Origin of the sequence: Sphingomonas changbaiensis NBRC 104936, assembly GCF_000974765.1 — a bacterium.
Classification (GTDB): domain Bacteria; phylum Pseudomonadota; class Alphaproteobacteria; order Sphingomonadales; family Sphingomonadaceae; genus Sphingomonas_B; species Sphingomonas_B changbaiensis.
Window position 1 is genome coordinate 155,268 of sequence record NZ_BBWU01000048.1, and the last position, 24,359, is coordinate 179,626.

Sequence of the window (24,359 nt, forward strand, 5' to 3'; positions counted from 1 at the left end):
GGGAGGACTAAGCCATGGCCGCCGCCCGCACCGATCCCCTTGCCCGTTACAACGCCAAGCGGGACTTCACGAAAACCGCGGAGCCGGCCGGTACCGTCGCCAAGGCGGCGGGGCACAGCTTCATGGTCCAGAAGCACGATGCGACGCGCCTCCACTGGGATTTGCGGCTGGAAGTGGACGGCGTGCTCAAATCCTGGGCGGTCACGCGCGGCCCCAGTCTCGATCCCGAGGACAAGCGCCTTGCGGTCAGGACCGAGGACCATCCGCTGTCCTACGCGACCTTCGAAGGCACCATCCCGAAAGGGGAATATGGCGGCGGCACGGTAATGCTGTGGGACCGGGGCACCTGGGCGCCGGTCAAAGGAAAGAGCGCGAAGGATCTGGAGAAGGGACACCTGCACTTCATCCTGGATGGTGAACGGATGAAGGGCGAATGGCTGCTGATCCGGCTGAAGCCGCGGCCGAAGGAGCGAACCGAGAATTGGCTGCTGCGCAAGATCGACGACGACTATGCGGGCGGCTCGGGCGACCTGGTGGATCGCTGCCTGACGAGCGTCAGCACCGGGCGGACCATGGACGAGATTGCGGCGGGAAAAGATCCTCCCCGGGACGGGGAGGGGGACCACGCGAAGCGTGGTGGAGGGGGCCCCGGTCAGAAGCAGCGGAAGGCTGGGCCCCCTCCACCACGCCGCGTTGCGGCGCGGTCCCCCTCCCCGTCCCGGGGAGGATTGCCGAAGTTCGAATCCCCCCAGCTCGCCACACTGGTCGACACGGTGCCGGCCGGCTCGACTTGGCTGCATGAGGCGAAATATGACGGGTATCGTGTGCTGCTCGCGGTCGGCGGCGGCAAGGCGAAGGTGTTCACCCGCAGCGGGCTGGACTGGACCGACAAATTCGCCGTCATTGCGGAGGCGGCCGCCAAGCTGGACGTCGGCGCCGCGCTGATCGACGGCGAAGTCGTTGCGCTAGATCAGGCCGGCAAGCCCAATTTCTCGGCGCTGCAGGATGCACTGACGCGCGGCAGCCGCGACCTGACCATGTTCGCGTTCGACCTTCTCTCGCTCGACGGCGAAGACCTGAAGCGGCTGCCCAATCTGGAACGCAAGGAGCTGTTGCGCACGATCATCCCTGCCGAGGAGCCAATCCTGTTCGCGGAGCATGTGATCGGCGAGGGCGAAAAGCTGTTCCAGGCGATGTGCCGCGAGGGCTTCGAAGGAATCGTGTCCAAGCGGGCCGACGCCGCCTATCTCGGCAAGCGCACGCAGAACTGGCTGAAGATCAAGTGCATCCAGCGCCAGGAATTCGTGATCGTCGGCTGGACACCCAGCGAGGCGCGAGGCCGCGGATTCCGCGCGCTGCTGCTGGGCCTCAATGAGGACGGCAAGCTGCGCTATGCGGGCAAGGTCGGCACCGGCTTCAACGCGCAGCTGATCGAGGAGCTGAGCGCGAAGCTCGACAAGCTGAAGACCGACAAGCCGACCGTCGAGGCGCCGCGCGCAGCCGTGCGCGGGGCCCGCTGGGTGAAGCCGGAGCTGGTCGCCGAAATCGCTTTCACCGAATTCACCGCCGATAATGTCGTGCGTCACGGCAGCTTCATCGCTCTGCGCGAGGACAAGAAGCCGGCCGATGTCGCGCCGGAACGGCCGATCGAGCCACCCGCGGCGCCAGAACTCAGCATCAAGATCAGCAATCCCGAGCGCGTCATCTATCCGGATTCCGGCATCACCAAGGGCCAGCTTGCCACCTATTATGCGCAGGTCGCGGGAATCATGCTGCCCTGGCTCGCCAACCGGCCGATCAGCCTGGTGCGCTGCCCGCAAGGCCGGGCCAAGAAGTGCTTCTTTCAGAAACATGATTCCGGAAGCTTCGGCGGGCATGTGCATCATGTGCCGGTCAAGGAGAAGAACGGGTCGACCGAGGACTATCTTTACGTCGACTCGGCCGAAGGGCTGCTGGCCTGTGTGCAGATGGGGACCATCGAGCTCCACGGCTGGGGCTCGCTGGTGCCCGATATCGAGAAGCCCGATCGGGTCGTGTTCGACCTGGATCCCGACGAAGGGCTTGGCTTCGAGCAGGTGAAGAAGGCGGCGTTCGACCTCAAGCGCTATCTCGGCGACCTCGGCCTCGTCACCTTCCCGATGCTGACCGGCGGCAAGGGCGTGCATGTCGTCGCGCCGCTCAGGCCCAAGGCCGAATGGCCGGCCGTGAAGGACTTCACGCACCGGTTCGCCCTGGCGCTGGAGCAATCGGAGCCGGAGCGGTTCGTGGCCAACATGTCGAAGGCCAAGCGCGTCGGCCGCATCTTCGTCGATTATCTGCGCAACCAGCGCGGCGCGACCGCAATCCTCCCCTATGCCGCCCGCGCGCGCCCGCATGCGCCGGTCGCGGCGCCGGTCAGCTGGGAAGAGCTGAAGGACCTCGACACCGCCGGTCGCTTCACCGTGCTGGATGGAGAGGAATTGGTGGCGCGGGCCAATTCACGCGCGCTGCATGGCTGGGGCGTCGCGGATCAGGTGCTGCCCGATTTCTAGGCGGGCCAGCCGAGCGCTTTCACCTGGTCCGCAAGGCAGTCGACCAGCACCCGGATTTCCTGCCGCCCGCGCAGCCGCTCCGGGTAAACAGCCCATAGTCCTGAACGGTCGGGATCGAACGTGCCGCAACGGACCAGGTCCGGCTCCGCGTCGCCGACGAACAGCGGCAGGCCCGCAATGCAATCGGCGCCGCGCAACGCCGCGAGCAGGCCGGTCAGGCTGGTGGTCACGTGGACGATCCGCACATGGGGCGCGAGCGCGCGGGTCGATTCGAGCGGGTACCCGTCCACGCTGGCAATCGGGTGATCCAGCATCGTCTCTGGCGTGACCGTGTCCGGATAATCGCGGTGGCGGTACAGCCCCCACGGCGTCTGCGCGAGCTTGCGGGCGACCAGGCCGAGTTCGTCCGGCTCCGGCCCGGCGCGCACCGCCAGGTCGGCCTCGCCACGGAGAAGGTCGCGCCGCTCGCTGCCGACGTCGATCTCGACGCTCAGGCCGGGGAGCTTGCGGCGGGCCGCAGCGACGGCGGGCGCGACCAGCGGGTGCTCGAAGCCATCGACGGTCGTCAGCTTCAGCGCGAAGCTGGCGGCGCGGTTCAGGGCGCCGGCCGCAGCAGCGAACGCGTCGGCAGAATCCTCCAGGCGCTCGCCGCATTCGATCAGGTCGCGCCCTGCCGGCGTGAGCTCATAACCGCTGCCCGATTTGTCGAACAGGCGAAGGCCGAGCGCTTCCTCAAGCGCGGCGATCCGGCGGGCGCAGGTGGTCTGGTTCATGCCCAGCTCCTTCGCCGCTCGCAGCGTCGCGCCGTGGCGGGCGACCGCCAGGAAGCAGCGCACATCGCTCCATTCCCACTGCCGCATGCCGCCCCTTCTGCAGATTTGCAGAACGAGTCTGCAGGATCGTCGATTGTCTGTCCAGCGCCGACGCCGCTAGAGCGGGCCCGGCCGGAATGCCGGCGAACACCGCGATCGACCCTCTTCCTGTGCCCGGCGACATAGCGCTTTCGGCCGCGGCGGAGCTTTGTCCGGAGTATGAAGACGATGGTGACTCTGACTGGAACGCATCCTCCACCGGCGCCAAACGACGGCCTTGCCGTGCTTGCGAGCATCTTTCTCAGCATGGGCGGCCTGCTGCTGCTCTTTGCGATCCTCTCCGTGCAGCGTTGAGGGCGGCGCCGATGATCGTTCACGCGGAAGATCCGCAGCGCACGGCGGCGGCGCTGGCCGTCCTGCTGGCCGCTCCCACAAGCATGCGCGCGGGGAATGTCTGGACGGTCGGCGGCGCCGTTCACGTTCTCGAGGGCCGGCCGGATAATCCGTCGGGCGCGGGAATCGCGCGCCTGTTGCTTGAAACCGCGATGCCGGTCGAAGGAGTGATGGAGATCGCCTGTGCGCACGGCTTCCACGCCGAGGAATTGCATCGAAGCGGGCTTGTAGAATTTTGGATAGGCGAAGCCATGCTCATAGAACTGGTCACGTCCGACGCCACGGATCGGTTGGACCTTGCCGCCTGATATTGTTCCGGCTTCGCAATATCGCGTTGGAAACTCGCCTGATCGTTCCTGAACAGAAACGGGCGGGATTTACCGCCTTTTCTGAACGGCTTGCCGTTGCTGTGGATAAGTGATGTGATAGTCTCACATCCGGCGACTCTCCTCGACCGTAAGAGCGGTAGGCGGGCGCCGGCCATGAAGGGGACATCACATGATTGGTCGTCGTTTCAGCGCGTTAGCGCTGCTGTTGTCGTGCGCGTCCGCGCCGCTGCACGCAAGCGTCGGTTCGTTCGACAAGGATTGCTGGCAGGGCAGCGAATTGGATGCATTGAAGGTCCAGCGGTTCAAGACATCGCTTTTGGTCGCGATGCTCAACTGCCGGGATCAGGAACCCGGCATCGGCGTCGATTACAACCGCTTCGTCCGCGCCAACCGCGAGCTGATCGCGGAAAAGCAGGCCCTGGTGCGCGAACATTTTATCCGCACCCGCGGTCCGGCCGCCGGCCTGAACGCCTTTTCGGAATATGAAACCGCGCTGGGCAATCAATTCTCAGACGCGGATTTCACCCCCGATCGGTGTGCGGATGCCGCGGCCGAATTGCGCGAAGCGGGCTACGTCTCCGAACGCGGGCTGATGGACATGATCCAGTCGGTGCCCGACGAAGACGATGCCGTGCTCTGCGCGCCCGAGCCGCGATATGCCGCCCGCCGGGCAGAACTCGCGCCTGCGCCGCAAGTGGTGCCGCAGCCCGAGCCGGTGCCGCAGGTCGCACAGGAAGCGGCCCAGAACGAATGGCCGGATCTCGCGCCGGTCGAGCCGGAAGGGCCGGCCGTCGCGGTCGATCCGAATGCGGTGAAGGTGGCCGAAGCGGCGCCCCCGCCGCCTGCGCCGATGCCGGAAAAGGCCGTCGAGGCGCAGCCGGTCCAGGTCGCGGCCGTCGATGTGCCGAAGCCGGCGCTCGCGCCCGATCGCATCAAGGCCGTCCGCGATGCCGCAAAGGCGCTCCGCGAAGCGCTCGCCGCGCTCGAAACGGACGACGGCGAAGCAGGAAAGTAAGGTGATCACCCCTCCCTCTCGAGGGAGGGGAACTTGTCAGGCCGCTCGGCGCTGCGTCGCGTTCAGCCAGGCGCGGGCCTGGCGCTGCGCCTCGGCGATCTCGCGCGCGGTCATTTCGTCGGCGACTTCGGCGCGGCATTCGGCGGCGCGAATGGAGCCCGACAGGGCCGACAGATTGAACCATTTGTGCGCTTCGACCAGGTCGACTTCGAGGCCGCCGGCGCCCGACGAATAGGCGATGCCCAGATCGAAACACGCATCCGCGTCGCCGCGTGCGGCGCCCGCAAGGCGGCTCTCAATCAGGAATGCGGCGCTTTTGTAGCTGCTACCCATCTCAGCAAATCCCCTTCTGCTGCATGGCACAGACTGGGGTGAGGGTTTTGAAGAATGGTTAACGCGATTGGGTGATTATTGCTTAGGCATGACCGGCACATTGTCGATTAGCCGGGCCGCGCCGATGCGCGCCGCTGCCAACAACCGCGCCGGACCCTGGAGCGCCGTGACCGGCTGCAGGGTCGCCGCATCGCACAGCGCGACATAATCGACCGACTGGAATCGGGCCTCGATCAGCGCGGCTTCCGCCCGCGCCAGCGCCTCGGCGATATCGCCTCCGCTTTCGATCGCCGCTGCGGCCGCGCCGAGCGCACGGGGCAGGGCCCGGGCCTGCACGCGCTCTTCGGGCGTCAGATAGACGTTGCGTGACGAGAGGGCGAGGCCATCTTCCTCCCGCTCTGTCGGCACGCCGACGATCTCGATTCCGAAATCGAGGTCCGCGACCATCCGGCGAATCACCGCCAGTTGCTGGAAGTCCTTTTCGCCGAATAGCGCGACATCGGGCCGCACCTGGTTGAACAGCTTCGCGACGACTGTCGCCACGCCGTCGAAATGGCCCGGCCGCGCGGCGCCGTCCAACCCGTCGCTCACGCCCGCGATAGAGATGTTGGTCGCATAGTCTGCTGGATACATGGCCTCGACGTCCGGCACCCACAGCACCGCCACGCCGGCCTCGTTCAGCATCGCCGAATCCTTGGCGGCGCGGCGTGGATATGAGGCCAGGTCTTCATTCGGTCCGAATTGCTTCGGGTTGACGAAGATCGAGACCACGACATGGCCGGCCCGCTTCCGAGCTTCGCCGACCAGCGCCATATGACCGGCATGGAGCGCGCCCATGGTCGGTACGAGCGCGACCTTGCCCCCCTGGGCGCGAAGCGCGGCGATCGCTTTCCGAAGCGATTTGAGCTGACGGATGGTTTGCACGGTGACTCTGGACTGATATGAACGGGGCTCAATAGGGGGGCGCGATGCGCTCGATCAAGTAACCTGAGTATGGAAAGCGGTCGCATGGCCTTGCACGGCGCGCACGTCATTGTTTTCGCAAATGAAAAGGGCGGCACGGGAAAATCGACGACGGCGGTCCACGTCGCCGTCGCCCTGGCCGCCCAGGGCCGCACGGTCGCGGCGCTCGACCTGGATCACCGGCAGCGCACGCTGGCGCGCTATCTCGAGAATCGCGCCGCGACGATGAAGCGCCGGGGCGTCGAGCTGCCGCAGCCAGTCTTCGCAGTCGTCGACGGAACGAGCGAAGAAGGTTTCGATGCCAAGCTGGCCGAAGCGGCCGCGAACGCCGAGTTCGTCGTGATCGACACGCCCGGTCGTGACGATCCGATCGCCCGGCGTGCCGCGACCATGGCCAACACGCTGGTCACGCCGATGAACGACAGCTTCGTCGACTTCGACCTGATCGGGCAGGTCGACCCCGAGAACTACAAGGTCAGCCGGCCGAGCTTTTATTCGGAGCTGATCTGGGACGCACGCAAGGCGCGCGCGAAGACTGACGGCGCAACGATCGACTGGATCGTGCTTCGCAACCGCATGCAGCACATCGAGGCGCGCAACATGCGCCGCGTCGGCGAGGCGCTGAACCAGCTGTCGAAGCGAGTCGGCTTCCGCATCATCCCAGGACTCGGCGAACGCGTCATCTATCGCGAACTGTTTCCGAGCGGGCTGACCATGCTCGACATCGGTCAGATTCCGGACATCGGCCTCGGCCATGTCGCCGCGCGGCAGGAGCTGCGTGAGCTCGTCTCCGGCCTGGCGCTCCCCGACCGGATCGGCGCCGCCGCCTGATGGGCAAGCTGCTAACGCTGCTGATGCTGGCGGCGCTGGTCGTCTTCTGGTGGCGGGGCAATCAGCAGCGGCGGCGCACGACGATGCCGCTCACCGAAGCGCGCGAGCTGCTGGGCCTTCGTGCCGACGCCGGATCGGACGAGATTCGCGACGCGCACCGCCGCATCATCGCGCGCGTGCATCCGGACGCGGGCGGGACGATCGAATTGGCGCGGCGCACCAACCTCGCCCGCGACGTGCTGCTGAGGGAACTCGCGGCGACTCATCGGGATTAGGACTTCGATTCTGGTTTGGGCTGAGCTTGTCGAAGCCCTCCCTTGTTCTTTTTGCCAAATCCCGAAAAGGGAAAGGGAGGGCTTCGACAGGCTCAGCCCCAAACCCTGTGAGGGATGCCGTCAGGAGTGAAGATGACCCACCAGTTCCACCCCACCTCCTTGCGCGAATACGATATTCGCGGCGTGATCGGCGAGACGCTGGGCCCGGACGATGCCCGCGCGATCGGGCGCGGTTTCGCGACCCTGCTCCGCCGCGCCGGCGGCACGCGCGTGGCGGTGGGCTGGGACGGCCGCGAATCGTCGCCGATGCTGGCCGATGCGCTGGTCGAGGGGCTGACACAGAGCGGCTGCGATGTGGTGCGGGTCGGGCTCGGGCCCACGCCGATGCTCTATTATGCCGAAGCCGTGCTGGAAGTGGACGGCGGCATCATGATCACCGGCAGCCACAATCCGCCGAGCTACAACGGCTTCAAGATGGTGTTCCAGCACCGGCCCTTCTTCGGAGCGGACATCCAACAGATCGGCAAGCTCGCCGCCGAAGGGGACTGGGAAACGGCCGAGACGCCGGGCCAAGTGAACGACTTCGATATTCTGGATCAGTATGTCGGCCGGCTTGTCGCCGGCTATCAGGGCGGCGAGTTCCGCATTGCCTGGGATGCCGGCAATGGGGCCGCGGGACCCGCGCTCGAAAAGCTCGTCAAGCAGCTGCCGGGCGAGCACCACCTGCTCTTCACCGAGGTCGACTCGCGCTTCCCGAACCATCATCCCGATCCGACCGAAGAGAAGAATCTCGAGCATCTTCGCGCCGAAGTCCGCAACAAGGGCCTCGACTTCGGCATCGCGTTCGACGGCGACGGCGACCGGATCGGCGCGATTGACGGGCAGGGGCGGATCGTCTGGGGCGACCAATTACTCGGCATCCTGGCCGAGCCGGTGCTGAAGGCGGAGCCCGGCGCGACGATCATCGGCGACGTCAAGGCGTCGCAGACCCTCTACGATCGCATCGCCGAGCTCGGCGGCAAGCCGCTGATGTGGAAGACCGGCCACAGCCACATCAAGGCGAAGATGAAGGAAATCCACGCGCCGCTCGCGGGCGAGATGAGCGGCCATATCTTCTTCGCGCACGATTATTACGGCTATGACGACGCGCTCTATGCGGCGGTGCGGCTGCTGGGTGCGGTCCGGATGTCGGGCAAGTCCCTGACCGAGCTCAAGTCCGAGATGCCGGCGGTGCTGAACACGCCCGAAATGCGCTTCCAGGTCGACGAGTCCCGCAAGTTCGCGGTCGTGGACGAGGTTCTGGACCGGCTGGAAACCGCCGGCGCGGAGGTCGATCGCACCGACGGCGCCCGCGTGACGACCCCCGACGGCTGGTGGCTGCTGCGCGCATCCAACACCCAGGACGTGCTCGTCGCCCGCGCCGAGGCGAAGGACCAGGCGGGGCTGGATCGGCTGGTCGCGCAGATCGACGAGCAGCTTGCGGCCTCGGGGATCAAGCGCGGGCCGCAAGCGGGGCATTGAGTCCAGCCCCTCTCCCGCTCGCGGGAGAGGGTGGCGGAGCGAAGCGACGCCGGGTGAGGGCAATCGGCATTTGGCAGGCCCTCACCCGCCTCGCTGGCGCTCGGCACCCTCTCCCGCAAGCGGGAGAGGGGCTTAGCGTCTGATTTCCTTCGCCACCCCGTCCAGCAATCCATTCACGAACGCGGTCTCGCGCTTGTCGTAGAAGGCATGCGCGACATCGACATATTCGCTGATCACGCTGCCGACAGACACGTCCGCGCGGGCGAGCAGTTCGTAGGTGCCGGCGCGCAGGATCTGGCGCATCGGCCGGTCGAGGCGCGAGAGGCTCCAGCCCTCGGCGAGCTTGGCCGCGATCAGCCGGTCGATCTCGTCGCGCCGCGCATCGACGCCAGTCACGATATCGTCGAAGAACTCGACCTCGGCATCGGCATATTCGACATCCTCGATTGTCGCGCCGAGGCGATGCATGTGGAATTCGTGCAGCAGCGGACGGAGCGCCGTCCCCTCCATTTCCTGCTGGTACAACGCCTGCACCGCGGCAAGGCGGGCGGCGGAACGGGATTTGGATCGTGCGGTCTGGGTCATTGGCCTAATCTGAGGGCGACGGAGCGTGCGTGCGCCGGTAGCCCTTCCGCCTCCGCCAGCGCAACCGCTGCCGGTCCAAGTTTCTCCAGCGACGGCGCCGAGCATCCCAGGAAGCTGGTGCGCTTCATGAAGTCGAGCACCGACAGTCCGGACGAAAAACGCGCCCGCCGGCCGGTCGGCAGGACGTGGTTCGGGCCGCCCAGATAGTCGCCAATCGCCTCGGGCGTGTGACGGCCGAGGAAGATCGAGCCGGCATGGCGCACGGCGGCAAACAGCGGCTCCGGATCGGTAACGGCCAGCTCCAGATGCTCGGGCGCGAGCCGGTCGATCAGCGGCGCGGCGTCGATCAGTCGTTCGACCAGGATGATCGCGCCGTTCGCATCCCAGCTCGCGCGTGCAGTTGCGCCGGTCGCAAGCGTCGCGATCTGGCGGTCGACAGCTGCCGCGACCGCATCGGCGAAGGCCGCATCGTCAGTGAACAGGATCGATTGGCTGGTCGGATCGTGCTCGGCCTGGCTCAGCAGGTCGGCGGCGATCCAGTCGGGGTCGTTGTCCGCATCGGCGACGACCAGGATCTCGGATGGCCCCGCCACCATGTCGATGCCGACCACGCCATATAGCTGGCGCTTGGCCTCGGCGACCCAGGCGTTGCCGGGCCCGACGATCACATCGACCGGCGCGATCCGACGGGTGCCGTATGCGAGGGCGCCGATCGCCTGCGCCCCGCCGACGCGCCAGATTTCCTCGATGCCGACCAAGGCCGCCGCCGCGAGCACCAGCGGGTTGACCTCGCCTCTCGGCGTCGGCGTCACCATCGCCAGCCGCTCGACACCTGCGACCTTGGCCGGGATCGCGTTCATCAGCAACGAACTGGGATAGGCCGCGCGCCCACCGGGGACGTAAAGGCCGGCCGCCTCGACCGGCCGCCACCGCGCGCCGATCCGGACCCCGGTCGCGTCCACCTCGTCGCGATCCGCAGGCCGTTGCTTCTCATGATAGGCCGTGATCCGCTCGGCCGCGAGTTCGAGCGCGCGGCGAAGATCGGGGGCCAGTCCCTCCAGCGCTGCCCGGCACTCGGCGGTGTCGATCCGCCAGCCGCTGGCCTCGAGATCGTGGCCGTCGAAGGCCTGCGTATAGTCGCGCAGCGCCGTGTCGCCCTCGGCCCGCACGCGCGAGAGTATCGCCAGTACGTCGAACGACACGTTCGCATCCGCCTCGCGCCGCGCATTCACCAGCGTGTCGAAACGCGCCGCGAATTCGGGGTCCCGGACGGAGAGGCGGATCATCGCACAGCTTGCCGAAACGCATCGATCAGTGGCCCGATCTGCGCGCTGCGCATCTTGAACGCGGCCCGATTGGCGATCAGCCGCGCGCTGACCTCGGCGATCACCTCGATCTCGACCAGGCCGTTTTCCTTGAGCGTCTTGCCGGACGAGACGAGGTCGACGATCCGGCTGGAGAGGCCCAGCAACGGCGCCAGCTCCATCGCGCCGTTGAGCTTCACGCATTCCGCCTGTACGCCGCGCGCTTCGAAATGCCGCCGCGTGAGCGCCGGGTATTTCGTCGCGACGCGGACATGGCTCCATTCGCGCGGATCATCGAGCGCCGCCAGCTCAACCGGTTCCGCGACCGACACGCGGCAACGGCCGATGCCGAGATCGACAGGCGCATAGAGTTCCGAATAGTCGAACTCCATCAGTACATCCGAGCCGACGATTCCCAACTGCGCCGCACCGTGGGCGACGAAGGTCGCCACGTCGAACGCCCGCACACGGATCAGCGAGATGTCGGGCCGGTTGGTCGCGAAGCGGAGAGCGCGGCTGCCTTCGTCTGAAAAGGCCGGTTCCGGTTCGATTCCCGCGCGCGCCAGCAAGGGAAGCGCGTCCTCCAGGATGCGGCCCTTCGGCACTGCGATGATGACGGGGTCGGCCATGGCCGGGCGGCTTTAGAGGCGCCGCTCCGGAGGGGCAACTAGTGGGCGCGCGTCTTCGGATCGGCCATCGCAATCTGGTTGGTGACAGAGCGGCAGGAGGCCATCAGTTCGGGAAATTCGAGGTCGCTGTTTTTGATCAGCTGGGCCTCGGCCGCCTGCTGGCATTGGGCCATCGTCTCGAAGCGCGTGTCGACAATGCGGGCTTGCTGGCACTGATAGCCGCCGTCGCCGCAGCCCATGATCGCCATCACGTAAATGAACGGGCCCATCGCCACTCTCCTCAGAGCGACTCAACCAATGATCCTGCGACCGGTTGCATTGGTTTCGCGCTTCGTCCTTCCTACATCGACGAGAATGTCGAATCCTGTGACCGGGGGCACATCGGACGACCGGCTGAGCTGGTCGATGTTCCGCCGCTTCCTTCCCTATCTGTGGCCGGAGCATGAGCCGGCGATCCGCCGCCGCGTCGTCGCGTCGCTGGTGCTGATCCTGATCGCCAAGGCGACGACGCTGCTGATGCCGTTCGCGTACAAGGGCGCGATCGACCGGATGGCGCCGGGCCTGCAGCCGGGCGCGGCGCTCACGGTCGCCTTGGTCGTCGCTTATGCCGCGGCGCGGTTCGGTGGGGTGTTCTTCGACAATGTCCGGAACACGATCTTCGAGCGGGTCGGGCAGGATGCTACGCAGCGGCTCGCGACGCATGTGTTCCGTCACCTGCACGACCTGTCGCTGCGCTTTCACCTGGAGCGGCGGACGGGCGCCGTCACCAAGGTGATCGAGCGCGGCACCAAGAGCATCGACGTGATGCTCTACTTTCTGCTGTTCAACATCGGCCCGACAGTGATCGAGCTGGGCGCGGTGGCGATCATCTTCTGGGTCAAATTCGGCTTCGGCATGGTCGCGGCGACGTTCACGATGGTTGCCGCCTATATCCTGTTCACGCGGCGAGTGACCGACTGGCGCGCGAAGTTGCGCGAGCGGATGAATGACCTCGACACCGGCACGGTCGCCAAGGCCGTCGATTCGCTGCTGAACTACGAGACGGTCAAATATTTCAATGCCGAGGACAGGGAAGCGGCGCGTTATGAAAAGGCAGCGCGCGCCTATGCCGACGCCGCGGTCAAATCGGAAAACTCGCTCGCCTGGCTCAATATCGGCCAGTCGCTGATCACCAACCTGATGATGGCGGGCGCGATGGGCTTCACGGTCTGGGGCTGGAGCAAAGGCCGTTTCACGCCCGGCGACGTGGTGCTGGTGAACACGCTCCTTGCTCAGCTTTTCCGGCCGTTGGACATGCTCGGCATGGTCTATCGAACGATCCGCCAGGGACTGATCGACATGGCGGCGATGTTCAACCTGATCGACGCCAAGCCCGAGGTGGTCGACCTTCCCAATGCCCAGCCGCTGATCGTCAGCGAGGGCCGCGTGAAGTTCGACAATGTGCGCTTCGGTTATGAGCCGGAACGGCCGATCCTGAAAGGCGTCAGCTTCCTGGTGCCGGGCGGCAAGACGCTGGCGATCGTGGGCCCGTCGGGCGCCGGCAAGTCGACGATCGCGCGCCTCTTGTTTCGTTTCTACGACGTGACCGGCGGCAGCATCTCGATCGACGGCCAGGACATCGGCCGCGTCCAGCAGCGGACGCTTCGGGCCAATATCGGCATCGTCCCGCAGGACACGGTGCTGTTCAACGACACGATCGGCTACAACATCGCCTATGGCCGCGAAGGCGCCGACCAGGCCGAGATCGAGGCTGCTGCGCGGGGCGCGGCGATCCACGGCTTCATTTCGCGGCTGCCGGACGGCTACAAGGCGCAGGTCGGCGAGCGCGGACTGAAGCTGTCGGGGGGCGAGAAGCAGCGCGTGGCGATCGCGCGCACGCTGCTCAAGGATCCGCCGGTGCTGATCCTGGACGAGGCGACCAGCGCGCTCGACAGCCGCACCGAAAGCGAGATCCAGCGCACGCTCCGCGACGTCTCCGAACGCCGCACCACGATCGTGATCGCTCACCGCTTGTCGACGATCGTCGATGCGGACGAGATCGTCGTGCTCAACGAAGGCCGCGTCGCCGAACGCGGCACCCACGCCAGCTTGCTGCGGCAGGGCGGCCTCTATGCCGAAATGTGGGCACGGCAGGCAGCGGAACAGGAAATGACCGAGGCGTAGGCCCGGGCCGGGGCTCAAGCTTTACCTGACGCTTGCAGCATGCCACGCGCCGGTCATGAGCGAGCAAGACGTCCGCGATGCCTTCGCCACCCAGGCCGAGTTCTGCGACCGGTCCGAGTGTCCCGTGACCGCCGCCGTCGTGCGTGGGATCGCGGCGGCGCTGGACCGTTCGACCGAAACCGGCCGGCGCACGCTGGAGTGGCGCGGCGATCCGCGCGGCAGCAACGACGCGGTGCCGTTGCGGCTCGCCGGCGGCATGCATGCATTGGCGCGCCGCAAGGCCGATGCACGGCTGGTGCGGCTCTATGCAGGCGCGCTGGAGGATAGCGACGCGATCGTGCGCGACGTGCTGCATCGCTTCGATGCCGAACTCGCCACCTGGCTCGATTCGCCGCCGCAGACCAATGAAACCGGACGTGCGGCCCCGATCATGGCCGGGCTGATGGTTTTAGCCGCCGAATATGGCTTGCCGTTCGAGCTGATCGAGCTCGGCGCAAGTGCCGGTCTCAACCAGAATCTGGACCGGTTTGGCTATCGGCTCGGCGACGCGGCCGCCGGCGACCCGGATTCGCCGCTCCAGCTGGCACCGGCATGGGGCGGCGAGTCCCCGCCCGCCGCGGAGGTGCGGATCGTCGCCCGGCGCGCGGTCGACCGGAATCCGGTGTTGGTCGCCGATCCGGCGCAGCGCGAGCGGCTCGCCGCCTATTGCTGGGTCGATCAGACCGAGCGGATGCAGCGGCTGGAAGCGGCGTTGGCGCTGGCCGCCGAGTATCCTCCCGATTTGGAACAAGGCGATGCCGGCAGCTTTATCGAGAGCGCCTTGGCCGAGCCGCAGCGGGACGGGGTATGCCGGGTCGTCTTTCACACGATATTCTGGCAATATCTGGATGCGGCAACGCAGGACCGGATCGCAAATGCGCTTCGCCGCGCTGGCGCTTCGGCCACTGCGCAGCGTCCGCTGGCGTGGCTTCGCTTCGAGCAGCTTGCGTCCGGGCTGGTTCCTCCCGAACTGCACCTGACCAAGTGGCCGGGCGGCCGCGAGCGCCACCTCGCCACCGGTCATCCGCACGGCAGCAAGATACGCTGGCACGGTTAAAGCCTTCTCAACCATCTCCCGCAATAAGGGCATCGTCCAAGAAGGTGCCCATGAAAATCCAGCTTCGTCCGTCCGAACTCAATCGCCTGCTCGACCAGGCGCCGCACAGCGTCCGCTGGCTGTCGCTCGACTGTTTCGACACGCTGGTCTGGCGCGACACGGCGATCCCGGCGGACGTGTTCGCGGACTTGCCTTTTCCCGGCGGCGCGATGGAGCCGCGGCGGCGCGCCGAGGGTGCCGCGCGCCACGCCGCCAAACTGTTCCGCGACAGCTTCGAAGTGTCGATCGAAGAGATTCACGAGCGCCTTCGCCCGGGCGGCGACGTTGCGGGCTCGATCGCTCAGGAACTGGCCGCCGAGGCGAAGCACTGCTTCGGCTTTGCGCCGGTCCAGCAGCTGATCCGCGATGCCAAGGCCCGCGGCCTCGGCGTCATCATCGTCTCCGACACTTATCTCGACGAAGCCCAGCTCCGCGCGCTGATCGCCTCCGCGACCGGCGAAGACATTGGGGCGATGATCGACCGCGTCTTCCCGTCCAGTGCCTACGGGGTGAACAAGAGCGACGGGCTGTTCGGTCCGGTGCTCGAAGCGCTCGGCGCCGCGCCTGAGGAGGTGCTCCACGTCGGCGACAATCACGGCGCCGACCAGGTCGCGCCGGACGAGCTTGGCATCAACACCGTCCATCTGCTCCAGTTCGACGAGACCGCGAAGACCCGGCTGCGCCTGGAAGCAGCGGTCAGCACGATGCTTCATCCGCAGGTGCGCGTGACCTGTCCGACTTTCCAGCCGCACCGGCCGCTGGTCTCGATGCGTCGCGAGAGCGGGGCCGCCTTCGCGCTCGGCCATGACGTGCTGGGCCCGTTGCTCCGCGCCTATGCCGGCTGGCTGCGCGACGAGCAGGCCGCGATCGCAGAGCAGACCGGGCGCATGACGCACCTGCTGTTCCTGCTTCGCGACGGCTTCCTGCCCGCCGAAGTCTTCGAAGCGCTGTTCCCGGACAGCACCATCCAACGGGTCGAGATCAGCCGGCAGACCGCGGCCAGCGCCGGCATGATCGACGAAGATGCGGTTCGCGGGCGCCTGCTCCACGAAGGGATGCGCAGCACCGTCGAAGTGCTCGCACGCCAATTCCAGTTCAAGCAAGGCGAGCTCGCCAAGCTGAAGCTCGATGCCCCGGGCAATGATCCGGACTTTGTCGAGACGGTGCTTCGGCCCGAAACGATGGGCCAGATCATCTACCGCTCGACCAAATTCGCCGACCGGTTGATCGCCCATCTGAAGCGCGCCGGCGTTGGTGAAGGTGACGCGGTGGTGTTCGCCGATCTGGGCTATCACGGATCGGTGCAGGACAAGGTGACGCCGATGCTGCAGGCACGGATGGGCCTGCACGTCGCCGGCCGCTATCTGCTGCTGCGCGAAGAGCAGCCGACCGGTCTCGACAAGCAGGGCCTGTTCGATTCGCGCCATTACGACTTTCGCACGCTGGACGCGCTGTGCGATCCGATCGCGGTGGTCGAGCAGCTCTCCACGATCGCTCAGGGTTCGGTCGTCGATTACAAATGGGACGGCACGCCGGTCCGCAAGTCTGCGGGCATCAAGGCCATCCAGAGCGCGACGCGGAGCCGCGTCCAGGCGGGCGCGGTGGCGTTTGCCGCGGCGAGCGCCGGGCTGCCGGGCGATGCAGATGCGTGGCGAATGGCCGCGGGCGCCGCGCTCGCGCGGCTGCTGTTCCTGCCGACCGAGCCCGAGCTCGACGTGCTGCGCTGCTTCGACCACGACGTGAATCTCGGCACCGAGCGCGTGGTGCCGCTGGTCGACGCCGATGCGGCGCTCGCCGGCCTTAAGTCGCGCGGACTGCCGTATCTGATGCATGCCGAGCGTATCTACATTCCGGGGGAAATCCGCGGCCACGGCCTGGCTCTCAACCTGTCGATGCTCACCTGGCGCCGATTCGGGCTGGAGATCACCACCGGCGATATGTCCGGCACGCCGATGCGGCTGCCTGTGATCCTCGCCGATGCGCAGGGCGAAACGCTGATCGAAATCGACGCGCATCCGACGCACGACGGTTATTATGCGATGGCGATCCCGACGGGCGCCGGGAGGTTCACCGCCGCCGTTCGATGGGGCGCGGCACTCGATTGCGTGCAGATCGAATCGGCGCGCTTCCATGTCGTCGAAACCTTCGGGATGACCGACGGCATATCGGTCCCGGCGCCGGTGCTTCACGACGGAATGGAGGCGATCGCCGATGGCCTGTTCCGCTGCGCCGGCCCTGCCGCGCTGACCATGGTGCCGCCGCCGCAGCTGAAGCGCGAAACCGACGTGCTGCTCCACATCGTCTTCCGCCCGGTCGTGCGCCGGGACGGGGCCGCGGACGTGAAGCAAGCCGCCTGACGGCTATCGAGTACACACCCTAGCCGACTGCCCGCGCCGCGACGGTGTCGATCGCGGCCATCACGTCGTCGAGCGCAACCCAATGGACCATATGACCGGTACCGTTGAGCCGGTGCAGGCTGCTGTGCGGCAGCAGCGCGTGCAGCCGCTCGGCCTGGGCGTAGGGCACCAGTCGATCGCCGTCGCCCGCGACGATCGCGACCGGTAGCCGCAACTCCCGATAGCGTTTTGACAGCCGCAGCTCCGCGAGCTGCAGCAAGCCGGCATCGCCCGCCGTCGCCTGGATATGGCTGGGCCTGAGACCAAGCTCGGCCGGGAAGGCGGCGAACTCTGGCGGCACCGGATTCGGCGCGAAGATCTGTTTGACGACACGGTTGCGGGCCGCACGTGCGAGCAGCGGCGTTGCCGTGTTCGCGAGCAACGTCCCGACGACCGGAACGGAGGGGAGGGCGAGGAGCACCGGGTCCGGCCGCTTCACCGGGAAATAGGGCCCGGCGAGCAGCACCAGCCCAGCCACTTCGTCCGGATGGTCCAGCGCCAAGGCCAACGCAGGCAGCGTGCCCCAGCTATGGCCGAGCACCAGGGGCCGCTCGATGCCGAGCTTGACGAGGGCGGCGCGGATCAAAGCTGCCTGCGCTTCGGGCGTCCACATCGTTCCGCGTGGCCGATCGCTATAGCCATAGCCGGGCCGGTCGAACGCGATCACCCGGTACCGCTCCGCCGCGCGGTCGATCAGGCCGGAGCCGAGCAGGTCCTGCACCAAGGCGGCCATGCCGTGCAGCATCACCAGCGGCTTGCCGTCGCCACGCTCGACATAATGAAGCCGGACGCCGTCGACCTCGACGAACTTGCCGGCCGGCGGGGTCGCCGCCTCGGCGCCGCGAGCCTTCTTGCGATTGTAGAGTGCGGCCGCACCCAGCGCCGCTGCCGCCAGGCCCAGTTTTGCCGCGAGGGGGATTTTTTTGTTCGCCATCGTCGCCCAACGCCGCCGTCTTCGGCCGGTTGCGGACAAAAGAAAACCCCCGGCGCCGCGAAGCGCCGGGGGCTGGAAGAAGCTTACGCTACGGTTACGAAACCGGTTAGCGCAGCAGGCTCAGCACGTTCTGCTGGCTCTGGTTCGCCTGAGCGAGCATCGCCGTCGCGGCCTGCGACAGGATCTGGGACTTGGCGAGGTTGGTCGTTTCCGCCGAGAAGTCCGCGTCCTCGATGCGGCTGCGCGCATCGGACAGGTTGTTGACGTTGCTGGTCAGGTTGTTGACCACCGACTGCAGGCGGCTCTGGCCGGCGCCGAGCGAGGCGCGGGTCGTGTTGACCGCCTTCAGCGTCGTGTCGACGTTGGTCAGCGCCGTGTTGGCGTTGGTCGCCGTGTCGACCGCCGTGCCCGACGCCAGGTCGGACAGCGAGGTGAAGGTCAGGTTGATCGAGTCGCCATTGTTCGCGCCGATCTGGATCGACACCGAACCCGCCTGGGCGGTGTAGGTCGTGCCCGACGCCGCCGAGTTGAAGATGCGGGTGCCGTTGAACTCGGTGGTCGCGAGGATGCTGGTGATCTGCGACTTGAGCTGCGTCACTTCGGTGTTCAGGTTCGTGCGGTCCGTATCGGAATAGGTGCCCGATGCCGACTGCACGGCCAGTTCGCGAATACGCTGCAGCATGTTCGAAACTTCGCCGAGCGCGCCTTCCGCGGTCTGCGCGAACGAGATGCCGTCGTTGGCGTTGCGAATCGCCTGGCCCATGCCGCGGATCGTGGCGGTCATGGTCGAAGCGATGGCGAGGCCGGCCGCGTCGTCCTTGGCGCTGTTGATGCGCTTGCCGGTCGACAGACGCTCCATCGCCGTCTGCAGCGACATTTCGGCCATGCGCGAACCGTTCTGGGCGCGCAGGGCCGCCGAGTTGGTCGAAATAACAGTCATAACTCGTCTCCAATATTCTGCCCGGCTGTCGCTCCTTCCCCCCGGAGAGCCGGATCGAAGCCAGAGCCGCCACTGCACTCAACGGCCGCCGGTTGCGGGACTTTAGGGGCGGGGCGGCGGATTTTTCCGATCCCCTCGCGCGCGCATGCGGCAAAGAAGGCAGCGTTAACCGGCGCTTTACTCTGTTCGCCGATACCAGCCTCCGAAGGCCGCAAGGTCCGGACCACTCGGGGGACAGAACAGAACATGCAGTCGATCTACTTCAGCGAAGCCGCGGGCCAGAGCCAGGCGGTATTGCTGTCCTGGCTGCGCGGGCTTGGCTGGGATGTCCGGCCGTTCGCAGGCGGACGGGTTCGCCCCGGTGATTCGTTCATCGTCAACGACGGCGAACCGCTGCCTGCGCCGCGCGCCACGCTGGCGCTGGGATCGGATGCCGAGCGCCGGCTGGCCACGGCCGGGGACGCCACGCCGGCCCGCCTCGCCTATGCCGCCGAGGATATGGTGTTCGGCCATGCCTTTGCCGCAGCGCTGCTGCGCGGCACCGCGCCGACCGCCGCCGATCCCAACACGCTGGCCCTGTTCGCACTCGCCGAGCGGGTCGCGGCGAGCGACATCACCGTGCTGGTGAACGGCCCGACCGGAACCGGCAAGGAAGTGCTCGCCCGCCATATTCACGCCAATTCGGCGCGTGCCGACGGTCCCTTCGTCGCCGTCAATTGCGCGGCGCTGCCGGAATCCATGCTCGAAGCTCTGCTGTTCGGGCATACCAAGGGCGCCTTCACCGGTGCCGGTGCAGCCGCCCAGGGCTTTTTCCGCGCCGCGCATGGCGGCACCCTGCTGCTCGACGAGATCGCGGAAATGCCACTGGGCCTCCAGGCCAAGCTGCTGCGCGTCCTGCAAGAGCGCGAAGTGGTGCCGCTCGGTGCAACCACGCCCGAGGCGATCGACGTTCGCGTGATCGCCTGCGCCAACCGCGACCTGCCGGCCGAAGTGGACGCGGGCCGGTTCCGCGCCGATCTTTACTACCGGCTGAGCGTCTTTCCGCTCACCACCACGCCGCTTGCGCACCGGCGCCAGGACATTGCCGCGCTCGCGGCGACGATGATCCTGCGCCACGCCGGCAACCGCGCGACCATTCCATGGCCGAGCCAGGACGCGCTTGACGCGCTCCAGGCGCACGATTGGCCTGGCAATGTCCGCGAGCTCGAAAACGTCATTCAGCGCGCGCTGCTGCTGGCCCCGGGCGACCGGATCGAGGCGAGCCATATCGTGTTCGACGCGACGGCGCGGCCGATGCCGGCGCCCGTTCCCGCGGCCGATCCGACGCTCACCAACATCGTGCGGCTGCACGAGGTGCAGGCGATCCAGGACGCGCTGGCCGCGTGCGGCGGCAACCGCACCGAGACCGCCCGGCGCCTCGGCATTTCGGAGCGCACCTTGCGCTATCGCCTGGCCCGCATCCGCGAGGCCGGCGGCACTGTCGCCCCTAGCCGGAGTGCCTGGGCATGAGCATCAGTAGCGTTTCCGGCGCCGATCGCGTGATGGCGATCCGCGCCCAGATTCTCGAGCGCAACGCAGCCCTGCAAAAGGCGGCACAGGTCGGCGGCACCGCCGCGCCTGCGCCGAACACCGCGGGCGGCGCCGGCAACAGTTTCGGGGCGACGCTCGAAGCGGCGCTGAAGCAGGTCAATGCCAGCCAGAACGCCGCCAACCAAGCCAGCGAAGCCTATGAGCGTGGCGAGACGGTCGACGTCGCCCAGGTGATGATGGCGCGCCAGAAGGCGTCGATCGCCTTTGAAGCGACCCTCCAGACCCGCAACAAACTCCTGTCCGCCTACAAGGACATCATGAGCATGCCGGTATAATCGATGGCCAGCAACGCACTCACCCCCACCCAAGGCGAGGTTCTGCCCGCCGCTCCCGCCGCTCCGGCCGCGAGTTTCGGCGACCTTGGCCGCAATCCGATGGGCGCGCTGCAACGCGTCTGGGCGCAGCCCGCCGTTAAGAAAAGCGCCCCGCTGATCGGCCTTCTGGGCCTGCTCGGCTCGGCCGCGCTCGCCTGGACCCTGGTCGCGACGCCTCCGCAGAAGATCCTGTTTTCAGGCCTCTCCGATGCGGACAAGGCAGCCGCCTCGGAAGCGCTGTCGCAGGCCAAGATCGACAGCCATATCGATAGCCAGACCGGCACGCTGACCGTCTCGGCCGACGACTATTACAAGGCGCGGATGCTGCTCGCGTCGCAGAACCTGCCCAAGGCGACGCCGGGCGGGTATGCGATTCTCGATCAGCTGCCGATGGGCGTCAGCCGCGCGGTGGAGGGCGAACGCCTCCGCCAAGCGCGCGAGACGGAGCTCGCCAAGTCGATCGAGGAAATCGAGGGTGTCACCGACGCCCGCGTTCACCTGGCAATGCCGGAAAACACCGTGTTCGTCCGCGACAACGCGGCGCCGTCTGCCTCGGTCATCGTCCGGCTCGCCGGCAATCACACTCTGGCCGACGCGCAGGTTCGCTCGATCATCAATCTCGTTGCCTCGTCCGTGCCGGGCATGAAGCCGGACGCGGTCACGATCGTCGACGGCGCCGGGACTCTGTTGACGAAACCCGGCGGCGTCGGTGACGGACTGGGCGCGAGCGACGAGCGCATCGATTTCCAGCGCCGGGTCGAGGATAAATATCGCGAGCAGCTGACCCAGCTGCTGACGCCGTTGGTCGGCGCCGGCAATTTCAGCGCCGAGGTCCAGGCGGACGTCAATCTCGACGAAACCCAGGCGACCCGCGAGGCCTATGGCAAGGAAGGTGCGCTGCGCGCCGAGCAGGGCAATTGGACCGGCAACCAGTCCGGCCCGATCCCTGCCGAAGGCATTCCCGGCACCCTGTCCAACACGCCGCCGCCTGCCGCGCAGGTGAAGGCCGGACAGGCCGCGGCACCGTCCGGCGCTGCGACGCCTGCTCCCGGCGGCAAGGTTCCGGATTCGCTGAAGCAGTCGGACCAGTTCTCGCGGGCCTATGAGCTCGACAAGGAAGTCTCCGTCACTCGCGCTGTACCGGGCAGCCTGAAGCGCATCTCGGTCGCGGTCGTGCTGCGCGAGCCGGAGGGCGGCAAGCCGCGCAACCCGCAGGAAATCGCGCAGATCACTGATCTTGTGCGTGCGGCGGTCGGCTACGACGCTTCGCGTAATGACCAGGTCACGGTGATTTCGCGCAAGTTCGCCGGGGCGAGTGCGGAAGAGGCGAAGGCCCCCTGGTACGATGCCGGCTGGTTCCCCGTGCTCGCCCGCAACCTGACCGCGCTGGTGATCGCGCTGCTGGTGATCTTCGTCGGCCTGAAGCCGATGCTGAAGATGTTCGGCAAGAAGCGAGATCAGGGCGGCGCGAACGACCTTGGCGAGTTCGCGATGTCGCGGCCGCCGGTCAGCGTCGAGGCGCTCGAAAATGCACAGGGCTATGAAGACAAGGTGAAGCTGGTCCGTGACTTCACGCGCGACAATCCCGCCCGCGCCGCGCTTGCGGTCAAGGACATGATCCGTTCGGACGGGAAGGCCGCCGCATGATGCAGGAACCCGCCCGGGCGTTCACCGGGGTTGAAAAGGCGGCGGTGCTGATGATGCTGGTCGGCGACGACGAAGCCGCCGCTATCCTGCAGAACCTCGATCCGGAAGAAGTGCGGATGCTCGGCAAGGCGATGTTCGCCGTCGCCGATGTCGGCGAGCCGCAGGTCGTTGAGGTCCTGGACGAATTTGTCGTCAAGGCGAAGGACAAGAACACGATCGGCTTCGATCCGCGCCCGCAGATCGAAACGATGATGACCAAGGCGCTGGGTGCGGACAAGGCGGAGAATGTGCTCGCCCGCATCACCCCGCGCGAGGAAGCCTGCGCGATCCCGTTGCTCGACTGGCTCGATGCCGGCGAGATCGCGGCGATGGTGAAGGACGAACACCCGCAGATCGCCGCGGTGCTGCTGGTCAATCTCGACCCGGCGGTCGCCGCTCAGGTGATCGAGCAGCTGCCGGACGCGATGCAGCCCGACGTTCTGCACCGGATCGCGACGCTCGGGCCGATTTCGGCGGATGCGCTTGAGATGCTGCGCGACGTGCTGTCGCGCCGCGCGAGCGACGCACAGAATTCGACCGCGGTTCCGCTCGGCGGAGCCAAGGAGGCCGCCGCGATCATGAACAACGCCCGCAAGGCGACCGAACAGCGGGTGATGCCCAAGGTCGCCAAGATCAGCAAGGAAACGGCGAAGGCGATCGAGGAGGAGATGTTCGTCTTCGACCACCTGCTCGCGCTCGACGACAAGAGCATGGGCACGCTGCTGCGCGGCGTCGAAGCCGACGTGCTGGTGCTGGCGCTCAAGGGTGTCGACGAGGCGGCGCGGACCAAGTTCCTCGGCTGCATGTCGAGCCGCGCGGCCGACGGCATCCGCGACGAGATGGAAGCGCGCGGGCCGGTCAAGCTGTCGGAAGTGCTGGAGGCGCAGAAGACGATCCTCGGCATCGCCCGCCAGATGGCCAAGGACGGCACCATCCGCCTGGCCGGCGGAGACGACGACTATGTCTAGCCGTTTCGCGGGCGCCGCCGAGGCGCAGTCCGTCGATTTCGGCGCCTTGGGCGCTGCGATGTCGGGGATGCGCGGCGGCTTTGCGGCCGCCGGCCCGGTGCATTTCTCGCCGGCACCGCAGCCGCAGCATTTCCGTCCGGCCACGCCTGGTGCCAATCCGACGGCGGGCTGGGATCCCTTTGACCCGATGGGCGAGAAGGAAAAGGCGCCCCAGGCGTCTCCGGATGCTGTCGAGGCGGCGCGAGCGCAGGGCTTTGCCGAGGGCATGGCCGCCGCGGAACGCATGGCGGCCGAACGGGGCGAGGCCGATGCCCAGGCGCTCGCCCGTATCGCGGCGGGCCTGGAGGCGATGAGCGCTTTCGACCGCGACGCGCTTGCCGGCAGGCTGCGCCAGACGGTGATGTTCCTGGTGACGCGACTGATCGGGGAAGCCGGCGTTTCCGCCGAGCTGCTTGCGGGCCGTATCGAAGCCGCGGTCGCGCTGCTCGCCGACAGCGCCGAAGCGGCGGCATTGAAGCTCAATCCCGACGACCTGCCGCTCGTCGAATCGCAACTGCCGCCGACGGTCGTGGCGGCCGCCGATCCGCAGATCGAGCGCGGCGGCTTCCGTGTCGAAACGCGCACGACCTCGATCGAGGACGGCCCGGGTGCCTGGCTCGCCCAGCTCGCGGCGGCGCTGGACCGCGCAGCGCTGCCGGATGCGGGCTGATCC

General features: G+C 67.2%; 24 protein-coding genes. 15 read left to right on the plus strand and 9 right to left on the minus strand.

What is annotated here, in order from left to right:
- The first annotated feature begins 14 nt into the window (after positions 1-14).
- Positions 15-2,531, plus strand: a complete 2,517-nt coding sequence (gene ligD / locus SCH01S_RS13260) for a DNA ligase D (protein ID WP_046349282.1) — start codon at positions 15-17, stop codon at positions 2,529-2,531.
- Here the strand turns inward: ligD and SCH01S_RS13265 are convergent.
- Positions 2,528-3,391, minus strand: coding sequence for a LysR family transcriptional regulator (locus SCH01S_RS13265; RefSeq protein WP_052733939.1), 864 nt, complete (start codon positions 3,389-3,391; stop codon positions 2,528-2,530). The two genes, ligD and SCH01S_RS13265, sit on opposite strands and share 4 nt — an antisense overlap.
- Before the next feature lie 171 nt (positions 3,392-3,562).
- On the opposite strand from SCH01S_RS13265, the gene SCH01S_RS17360 reads away from it, so the two are divergent.
- The 3 genes from SCH01S_RS17360 (at position 3,563) to SCH01S_RS13275 (ending at position 5,080) form a co-directional block, all read left to right on the plus strand.
- The gene (locus tag SCH01S_RS17360; RefSeq protein WP_281174996.1) at positions 3,563-3,697 is read left to right on the plus strand and encodes a hypothetical protein; all 135 of its coding nucleotides are present in this window, start codon (positions 3,563-3,565) and stop codon (positions 3,695-3,697) included.
- An 11-nt stretch (positions 3,698-3,708) separates the two neighbouring features.
- Positions 3,709-4,044 (plus strand): hypothetical protein, encoded by a 336-nt coding sequence (locus SCH01S_RS13270; RefSeq protein ID WP_046349283.1) that lies wholly within the window; start codon positions 3,709-3,711, stop codon positions 4,042-4,044.
- Positions 4,045-4,234: 190 nt separating this feature from the next.
- Positions 4,235-5,080, plus strand: coding sequence for a hypothetical protein (locus SCH01S_RS13275; RefSeq protein WP_157032937.1), 846 nt, complete (start codon positions 4,235-4,237; stop codon positions 5,078-5,080).
- Positions 5,081-5,116: 36 nt separating this feature from the next.
- Here SCH01S_RS13275 and SCH01S_RS13280 read toward each other — a convergent pair whose 3' ends face one another.
- Complete coding sequence (locus SCH01S_RS13280; RefSeq protein ID WP_046349285.1) at positions 5,117-5,413, minus strand: hypothetical protein; 297 nt, start codon at positions 5,411-5,413, stop codon at positions 5,117-5,119.
- A gap of 75 nt (positions 5,414-5,488) precedes the next feature.
- A complete protein-coding gene (gene panC / locus SCH01S_RS13285) occupies positions 5,489-6,337 on the minus strand; it encodes a pantoate--beta-alanine ligase (protein WP_046349286.1) in 849 nt (282 codons plus the stop codon).
- An 84-nt stretch (positions 6,338-6,421) separates the two neighbouring features.
- Here panC and SCH01S_RS13290 point away from each other — a divergent pair, with 84 nt between their 5' ends.
- From SCH01S_RS13290 to pgmG, 3 genes are all read left to right on the plus strand, one after another.
- On the plus strand, positions 6,422-7,207 hold the full coding sequence (locus SCH01S_RS13290) for a division plane positioning ATPase MipZ (protein ID WP_046349287.1): 786 nt from the start codon (positions 6,422-6,424) through the stop codon (positions 7,205-7,207).
- On the plus strand, positions 7,207-7,482 hold the full coding sequence (locus tag SCH01S_RS13295; protein ID WP_046349288.1) for a J domain-containing protein: 276 nt from the start codon (positions 7,207-7,209) through the stop codon (positions 7,480-7,482). The genes SCH01S_RS13290 and SCH01S_RS13295 overlap by 1 nt, the downstream gene beginning before the upstream one ends.
- Positions 7,483-7,614: 132 nt before the next feature.
- On the plus strand, positions 7,615-9,003 hold the full coding sequence (gene pgmG, locus SCH01S_RS13300; RefSeq protein WP_046349374.1) for a phosphoglucomutase/phosphomannomutase PgmG: 1,389 nt from the start codon (positions 7,615-7,617) through the stop codon (positions 9,001-9,003).
- 132 nt (positions 9,004-9,135) lie between these two features.
- Here the strand turns inward: pgmG and nusB are convergent, their stop codons facing one another.
- The 4 genes from nusB to SCH01S_RS13320 are packed head-to-tail and all read right to left on the minus strand — an operon-like array spanning position 9,136 to position 11,790.
- On the minus strand, positions 9,136-9,588 hold the full coding sequence (gene nusB, locus SCH01S_RS13305) for a transcription antitermination factor NusB (protein WP_046349289.1): 453 nt from the start codon (positions 9,586-9,588) through the stop codon (positions 9,136-9,138).
- Positions 9,585-10,874, minus strand: a complete 1,290-nt coding sequence (hisD, locus tag SCH01S_RS13310) for a histidinol dehydrogenase (RefSeq protein ID WP_046349290.1) — start codon at positions 10,872-10,874, stop codon at positions 9,585-9,587. The genes nusB and hisD overlap by 4 nt, the downstream gene beginning before the upstream one ends.
- Positions 10,871-11,521, minus strand: coding sequence for an ATP phosphoribosyltransferase (hisG, locus tag SCH01S_RS13315; RefSeq protein WP_046349291.1), 651 nt, complete (start codon positions 11,519-11,521; stop codon positions 10,871-10,873). The genes hisD and hisG overlap by 4 nt, the downstream gene beginning before the upstream one ends.
- Positions 11,522-11,559: 38 nt before the next feature.
- The gene (locus tag SCH01S_RS13320; protein WP_046349292.1) at positions 11,560-11,790 is read right to left on the minus strand and encodes a hypothetical protein; all 231 of its coding nucleotides are present in this window, start codon (positions 11,788-11,790) and stop codon (positions 11,560-11,562) included.
- Between the two features lie 85 nt (positions 11,791-11,875).
- Between SCH01S_RS13320 and SCH01S_RS13325 the strand changes: the two genes are divergently transcribed.
- Genes SCH01S_RS13325 through SCH01S_RS13335 form a run of 3 tightly spaced genes read left to right on the plus strand, consistent with a single transcriptional unit; the run spans position 11,876 to position 17,176 of the window.
- Positions 11,876-13,684, plus strand: a complete 1,809-nt coding sequence (locus SCH01S_RS13325; RefSeq protein WP_046349293.1) for an ABCB family ABC transporter ATP-binding protein/permease — start codon at positions 11,876-11,878, stop codon at positions 13,682-13,684.
- A 55-nt stretch (positions 13,685-13,739) separates the two neighbouring features.
- Positions 13,740-14,780, plus strand: coding sequence for a DUF2332 domain-containing protein (locus SCH01S_RS13330; protein WP_052733940.1), 1,041 nt, complete (start codon positions 13,740-13,742; stop codon positions 14,778-14,780).
- Positions 14,781-14,830: 50 nt separating this feature from the next.
- Positions 14,831-17,176 carry a hypothetical protein gene (locus tag SCH01S_RS13335; protein WP_046349294.1) on the plus strand — a complete coding sequence of 782 codons (2,346 nt, stop codon included), beginning with the start codon at positions 14,831-14,833 and terminating at the stop codon, positions 17,174-17,176.
- Between the two features lie 19 nt (positions 17,177-17,195).
- On the opposite strand, the gene SCH01S_RS13340 is transcribed toward SCH01S_RS13335, so the two are convergent.
- Together SCH01S_RS13340 and SCH01S_RS13345 are read right to left on the minus strand one after the other, a co-directional pair.
- Positions 17,196-18,149: an alpha/beta fold hydrolase gene (locus SCH01S_RS13340; protein ID WP_052733941.1), complete on the minus strand. Its 954-nt coding sequence runs from the start codon at positions 18,147-18,149 to the stop codon at positions 17,196-17,198.
- 106 nt (positions 18,150-18,255) lie between these two features.
- A complete protein-coding gene (locus tag SCH01S_RS13345; RefSeq protein ID WP_046349295.1) occupies positions 18,256-19,089 on the minus strand; it encodes a flagellin N-terminal helical domain-containing protein in 834 nt (277 codons plus the stop codon).
- Positions 19,090-19,335: 246 nt separating this feature from the next.
- Here SCH01S_RS13345 and SCH01S_RS13350 point away from each other — a divergent pair, with 246 nt between their 5' ends.
- The 5 genes from SCH01S_RS13350 to SCH01S_RS13370 are packed head-to-tail and all read left to right on the plus strand — an operon-like array spanning position 19,336 to position 24,356.
- On the plus strand, positions 19,336-20,598 hold the full coding sequence (locus tag SCH01S_RS13350; protein WP_046349296.1) for a sigma-54 interaction domain-containing protein: 1,263 nt from the start codon (positions 19,336-19,338) through the stop codon (positions 20,596-20,598).
- Positions 20,595-20,954 carry a flagellar hook-basal body complex protein FliE gene (fliE, locus tag SCH01S_RS13355; RefSeq protein ID WP_046349297.1) on the plus strand — a complete coding sequence of 120 codons (360 nt, stop codon included), beginning with the start codon at positions 20,595-20,597 and terminating at the stop codon, positions 20,952-20,954. The genes SCH01S_RS13350 and fliE overlap by 4 nt, the downstream gene beginning before the upstream one ends.
- Positions 20,955-20,957: 3 nt before the next feature.
- Positions 20,958-22,640 (plus strand): flagellar basal-body MS-ring/collar protein FliF, encoded by a 1,683-nt coding sequence (fliF, locus tag SCH01S_RS13360; protein ID WP_046349298.1) that lies wholly within the window; start codon positions 20,958-20,960, stop codon positions 22,638-22,640.
- Positions 22,640-23,647, plus strand: a complete 1,008-nt coding sequence (gene fliG, locus SCH01S_RS13365; RefSeq protein WP_046349376.1) for a flagellar motor switch protein FliG — start codon at positions 22,640-22,642, stop codon at positions 23,645-23,647. The genes fliF and fliG overlap by 1 nt, the downstream gene beginning before the upstream one ends.
- Positions 23,640-24,356: a FliH/SctL family protein gene (locus SCH01S_RS13370; RefSeq protein WP_046349299.1), complete on the plus strand. Its 717-nt coding sequence runs from the start codon at positions 23,640-23,642 to the stop codon at positions 24,354-24,356. The genes fliG and SCH01S_RS13370 overlap by 8 nt, the downstream gene beginning before the upstream one ends.
- Positions 24,357-24,359 lie beyond the last annotated feature (3 nt).

Coding starts and splice junctions, on each gene's coding strand:
- ligD (WP_046349282.1), top strand. CDS start 15: ATGGCCGCCGCCCGCACCGATCCCCTTGCCCGTTACAACGCCAAGCGG.
- SCH01S_RS13265 (WP_052733939.1), bottom strand. CDS start 3,391: ATGCGGCAGTGGGAATGGAGCGATGTGCGCTGCTTCCTGGCGGTCGCC.
- SCH01S_RS17360 (WP_281174996.1), top strand. CDS start 3,563: ATGAAGACGATGGTGACTCTGACTGGAACGCATCCTCCACCGGCGCCA.
- SCH01S_RS13270 (WP_046349283.1), top strand. CDS start 3,709: ATGATCGTTCACGCGGAAGATCCGCAGCGCACGGCGGCGGCGCTGGCC.
- SCH01S_RS13275 (WP_157032937.1), top strand. CDS start 4,235: ATGATTGGTCGTCGTTTCAGCGCGTTAGCGCTGCTGTTGTCGTGCGCG.
- SCH01S_RS13280 (WP_046349285.1), bottom strand. CDS start 5,413: ATGGGTAGCAGCTACAAAAGCGCCGCATTCCTGATTGAGAGCCGCCTT.
- SCH01S_RS13290 (WP_046349287.1), top strand. CDS start 6,422: ATGGCCTTGCACGGCGCGCACGTCATTGTTTTCGCAAATGAAAAGGGC.
- SCH01S_RS13295 (WP_046349288.1), top strand. CDS start 7,207: ATGGGCAAGCTGCTAACGCTGCTGATGCTGGCGGCGCTGGTCGTCTTC.
- pgmG (WP_046349374.1), top strand. CDS start 7,615: ATGACCCACCAGTTCCACCCCACCTCCTTGCGCGAATACGATATTCGC.
- nusB (WP_046349289.1), bottom strand. CDS start 9,588: ATGACCCAGACCGCACGATCCAAATCCCGTTCCGCCGCCCGCCTTGCC.
- hisD (WP_046349290.1), bottom strand. CDS start 10,874: ATGATCCGCCTCTCCGTCCGGGACCCCGAATTCGCGGCGCGTTTCGAC.
- hisG (WP_046349291.1), bottom strand. CDS start 11,521: ATGGCCGACCCCGTCATCATCGCAGTGCCGAAGGGCCGCATCCTGGAG.
- SCH01S_RS13320 (WP_046349292.1), bottom strand. CDS start 11,790: ATGGGCCCGTTCATTTACGTGATGGCGATCATGGGCTGCGGCGACGGC.
- SCH01S_RS13325 (WP_046349293.1), top strand. CDS start 11,876: ATGTCGAATCCTGTGACCGGGGGCACATCGGACGACCGGCTGAGCTGG.
- SCH01S_RS13330 (WP_052733940.1), top strand. CDS start 13,740: ATGAGCGAGCAAGACGTCCGCGATGCCTTCGCCACCCAGGCCGAGTTC.
- SCH01S_RS13335 (WP_046349294.1), top strand. CDS start 14,831: ATGAAAATCCAGCTTCGTCCGTCCGAACTCAATCGCCTGCTCGACCAG.
- SCH01S_RS13340 (WP_052733941.1), bottom strand. CDS start 18,149: ATGGCGAACAAAAAAATCCCCCTCGCGGCAAAACTGGGCCTGGCGGCA.
- SCH01S_RS13345 (WP_046349295.1), bottom strand. CDS start 19,089: ATGACTGTTATTTCGACCAACTCGGCGGCCCTGCGCGCCCAGAACGGT.
- SCH01S_RS13350 (WP_046349296.1), top strand. CDS start 19,336: ATGCAGTCGATCTACTTCAGCGAAGCCGCGGGCCAGAGCCAGGCGGTA.
- fliE (WP_046349297.1), top strand. CDS start 20,595: ATGAGCATCAGTAGCGTTTCCGGCGCCGATCGCGTGATGGCGATCCGC.
- fliF (WP_046349298.1), top strand. CDS start 20,958: ATGGCCAGCAACGCACTCACCCCCACCCAAGGCGAGGTTCTGCCCGCC.
- fliG (WP_046349376.1), top strand. CDS start 22,640: ATGCAGGAACCCGCCCGGGCGTTCACCGGGGTTGAAAAGGCGGCGGTG.
- SCH01S_RS13370 (WP_046349299.1), top strand. CDS start 23,640: ATGTCTAGCCGTTTCGCGGGCGCCGCCGAGGCGCAGTCCGTCGATTTC.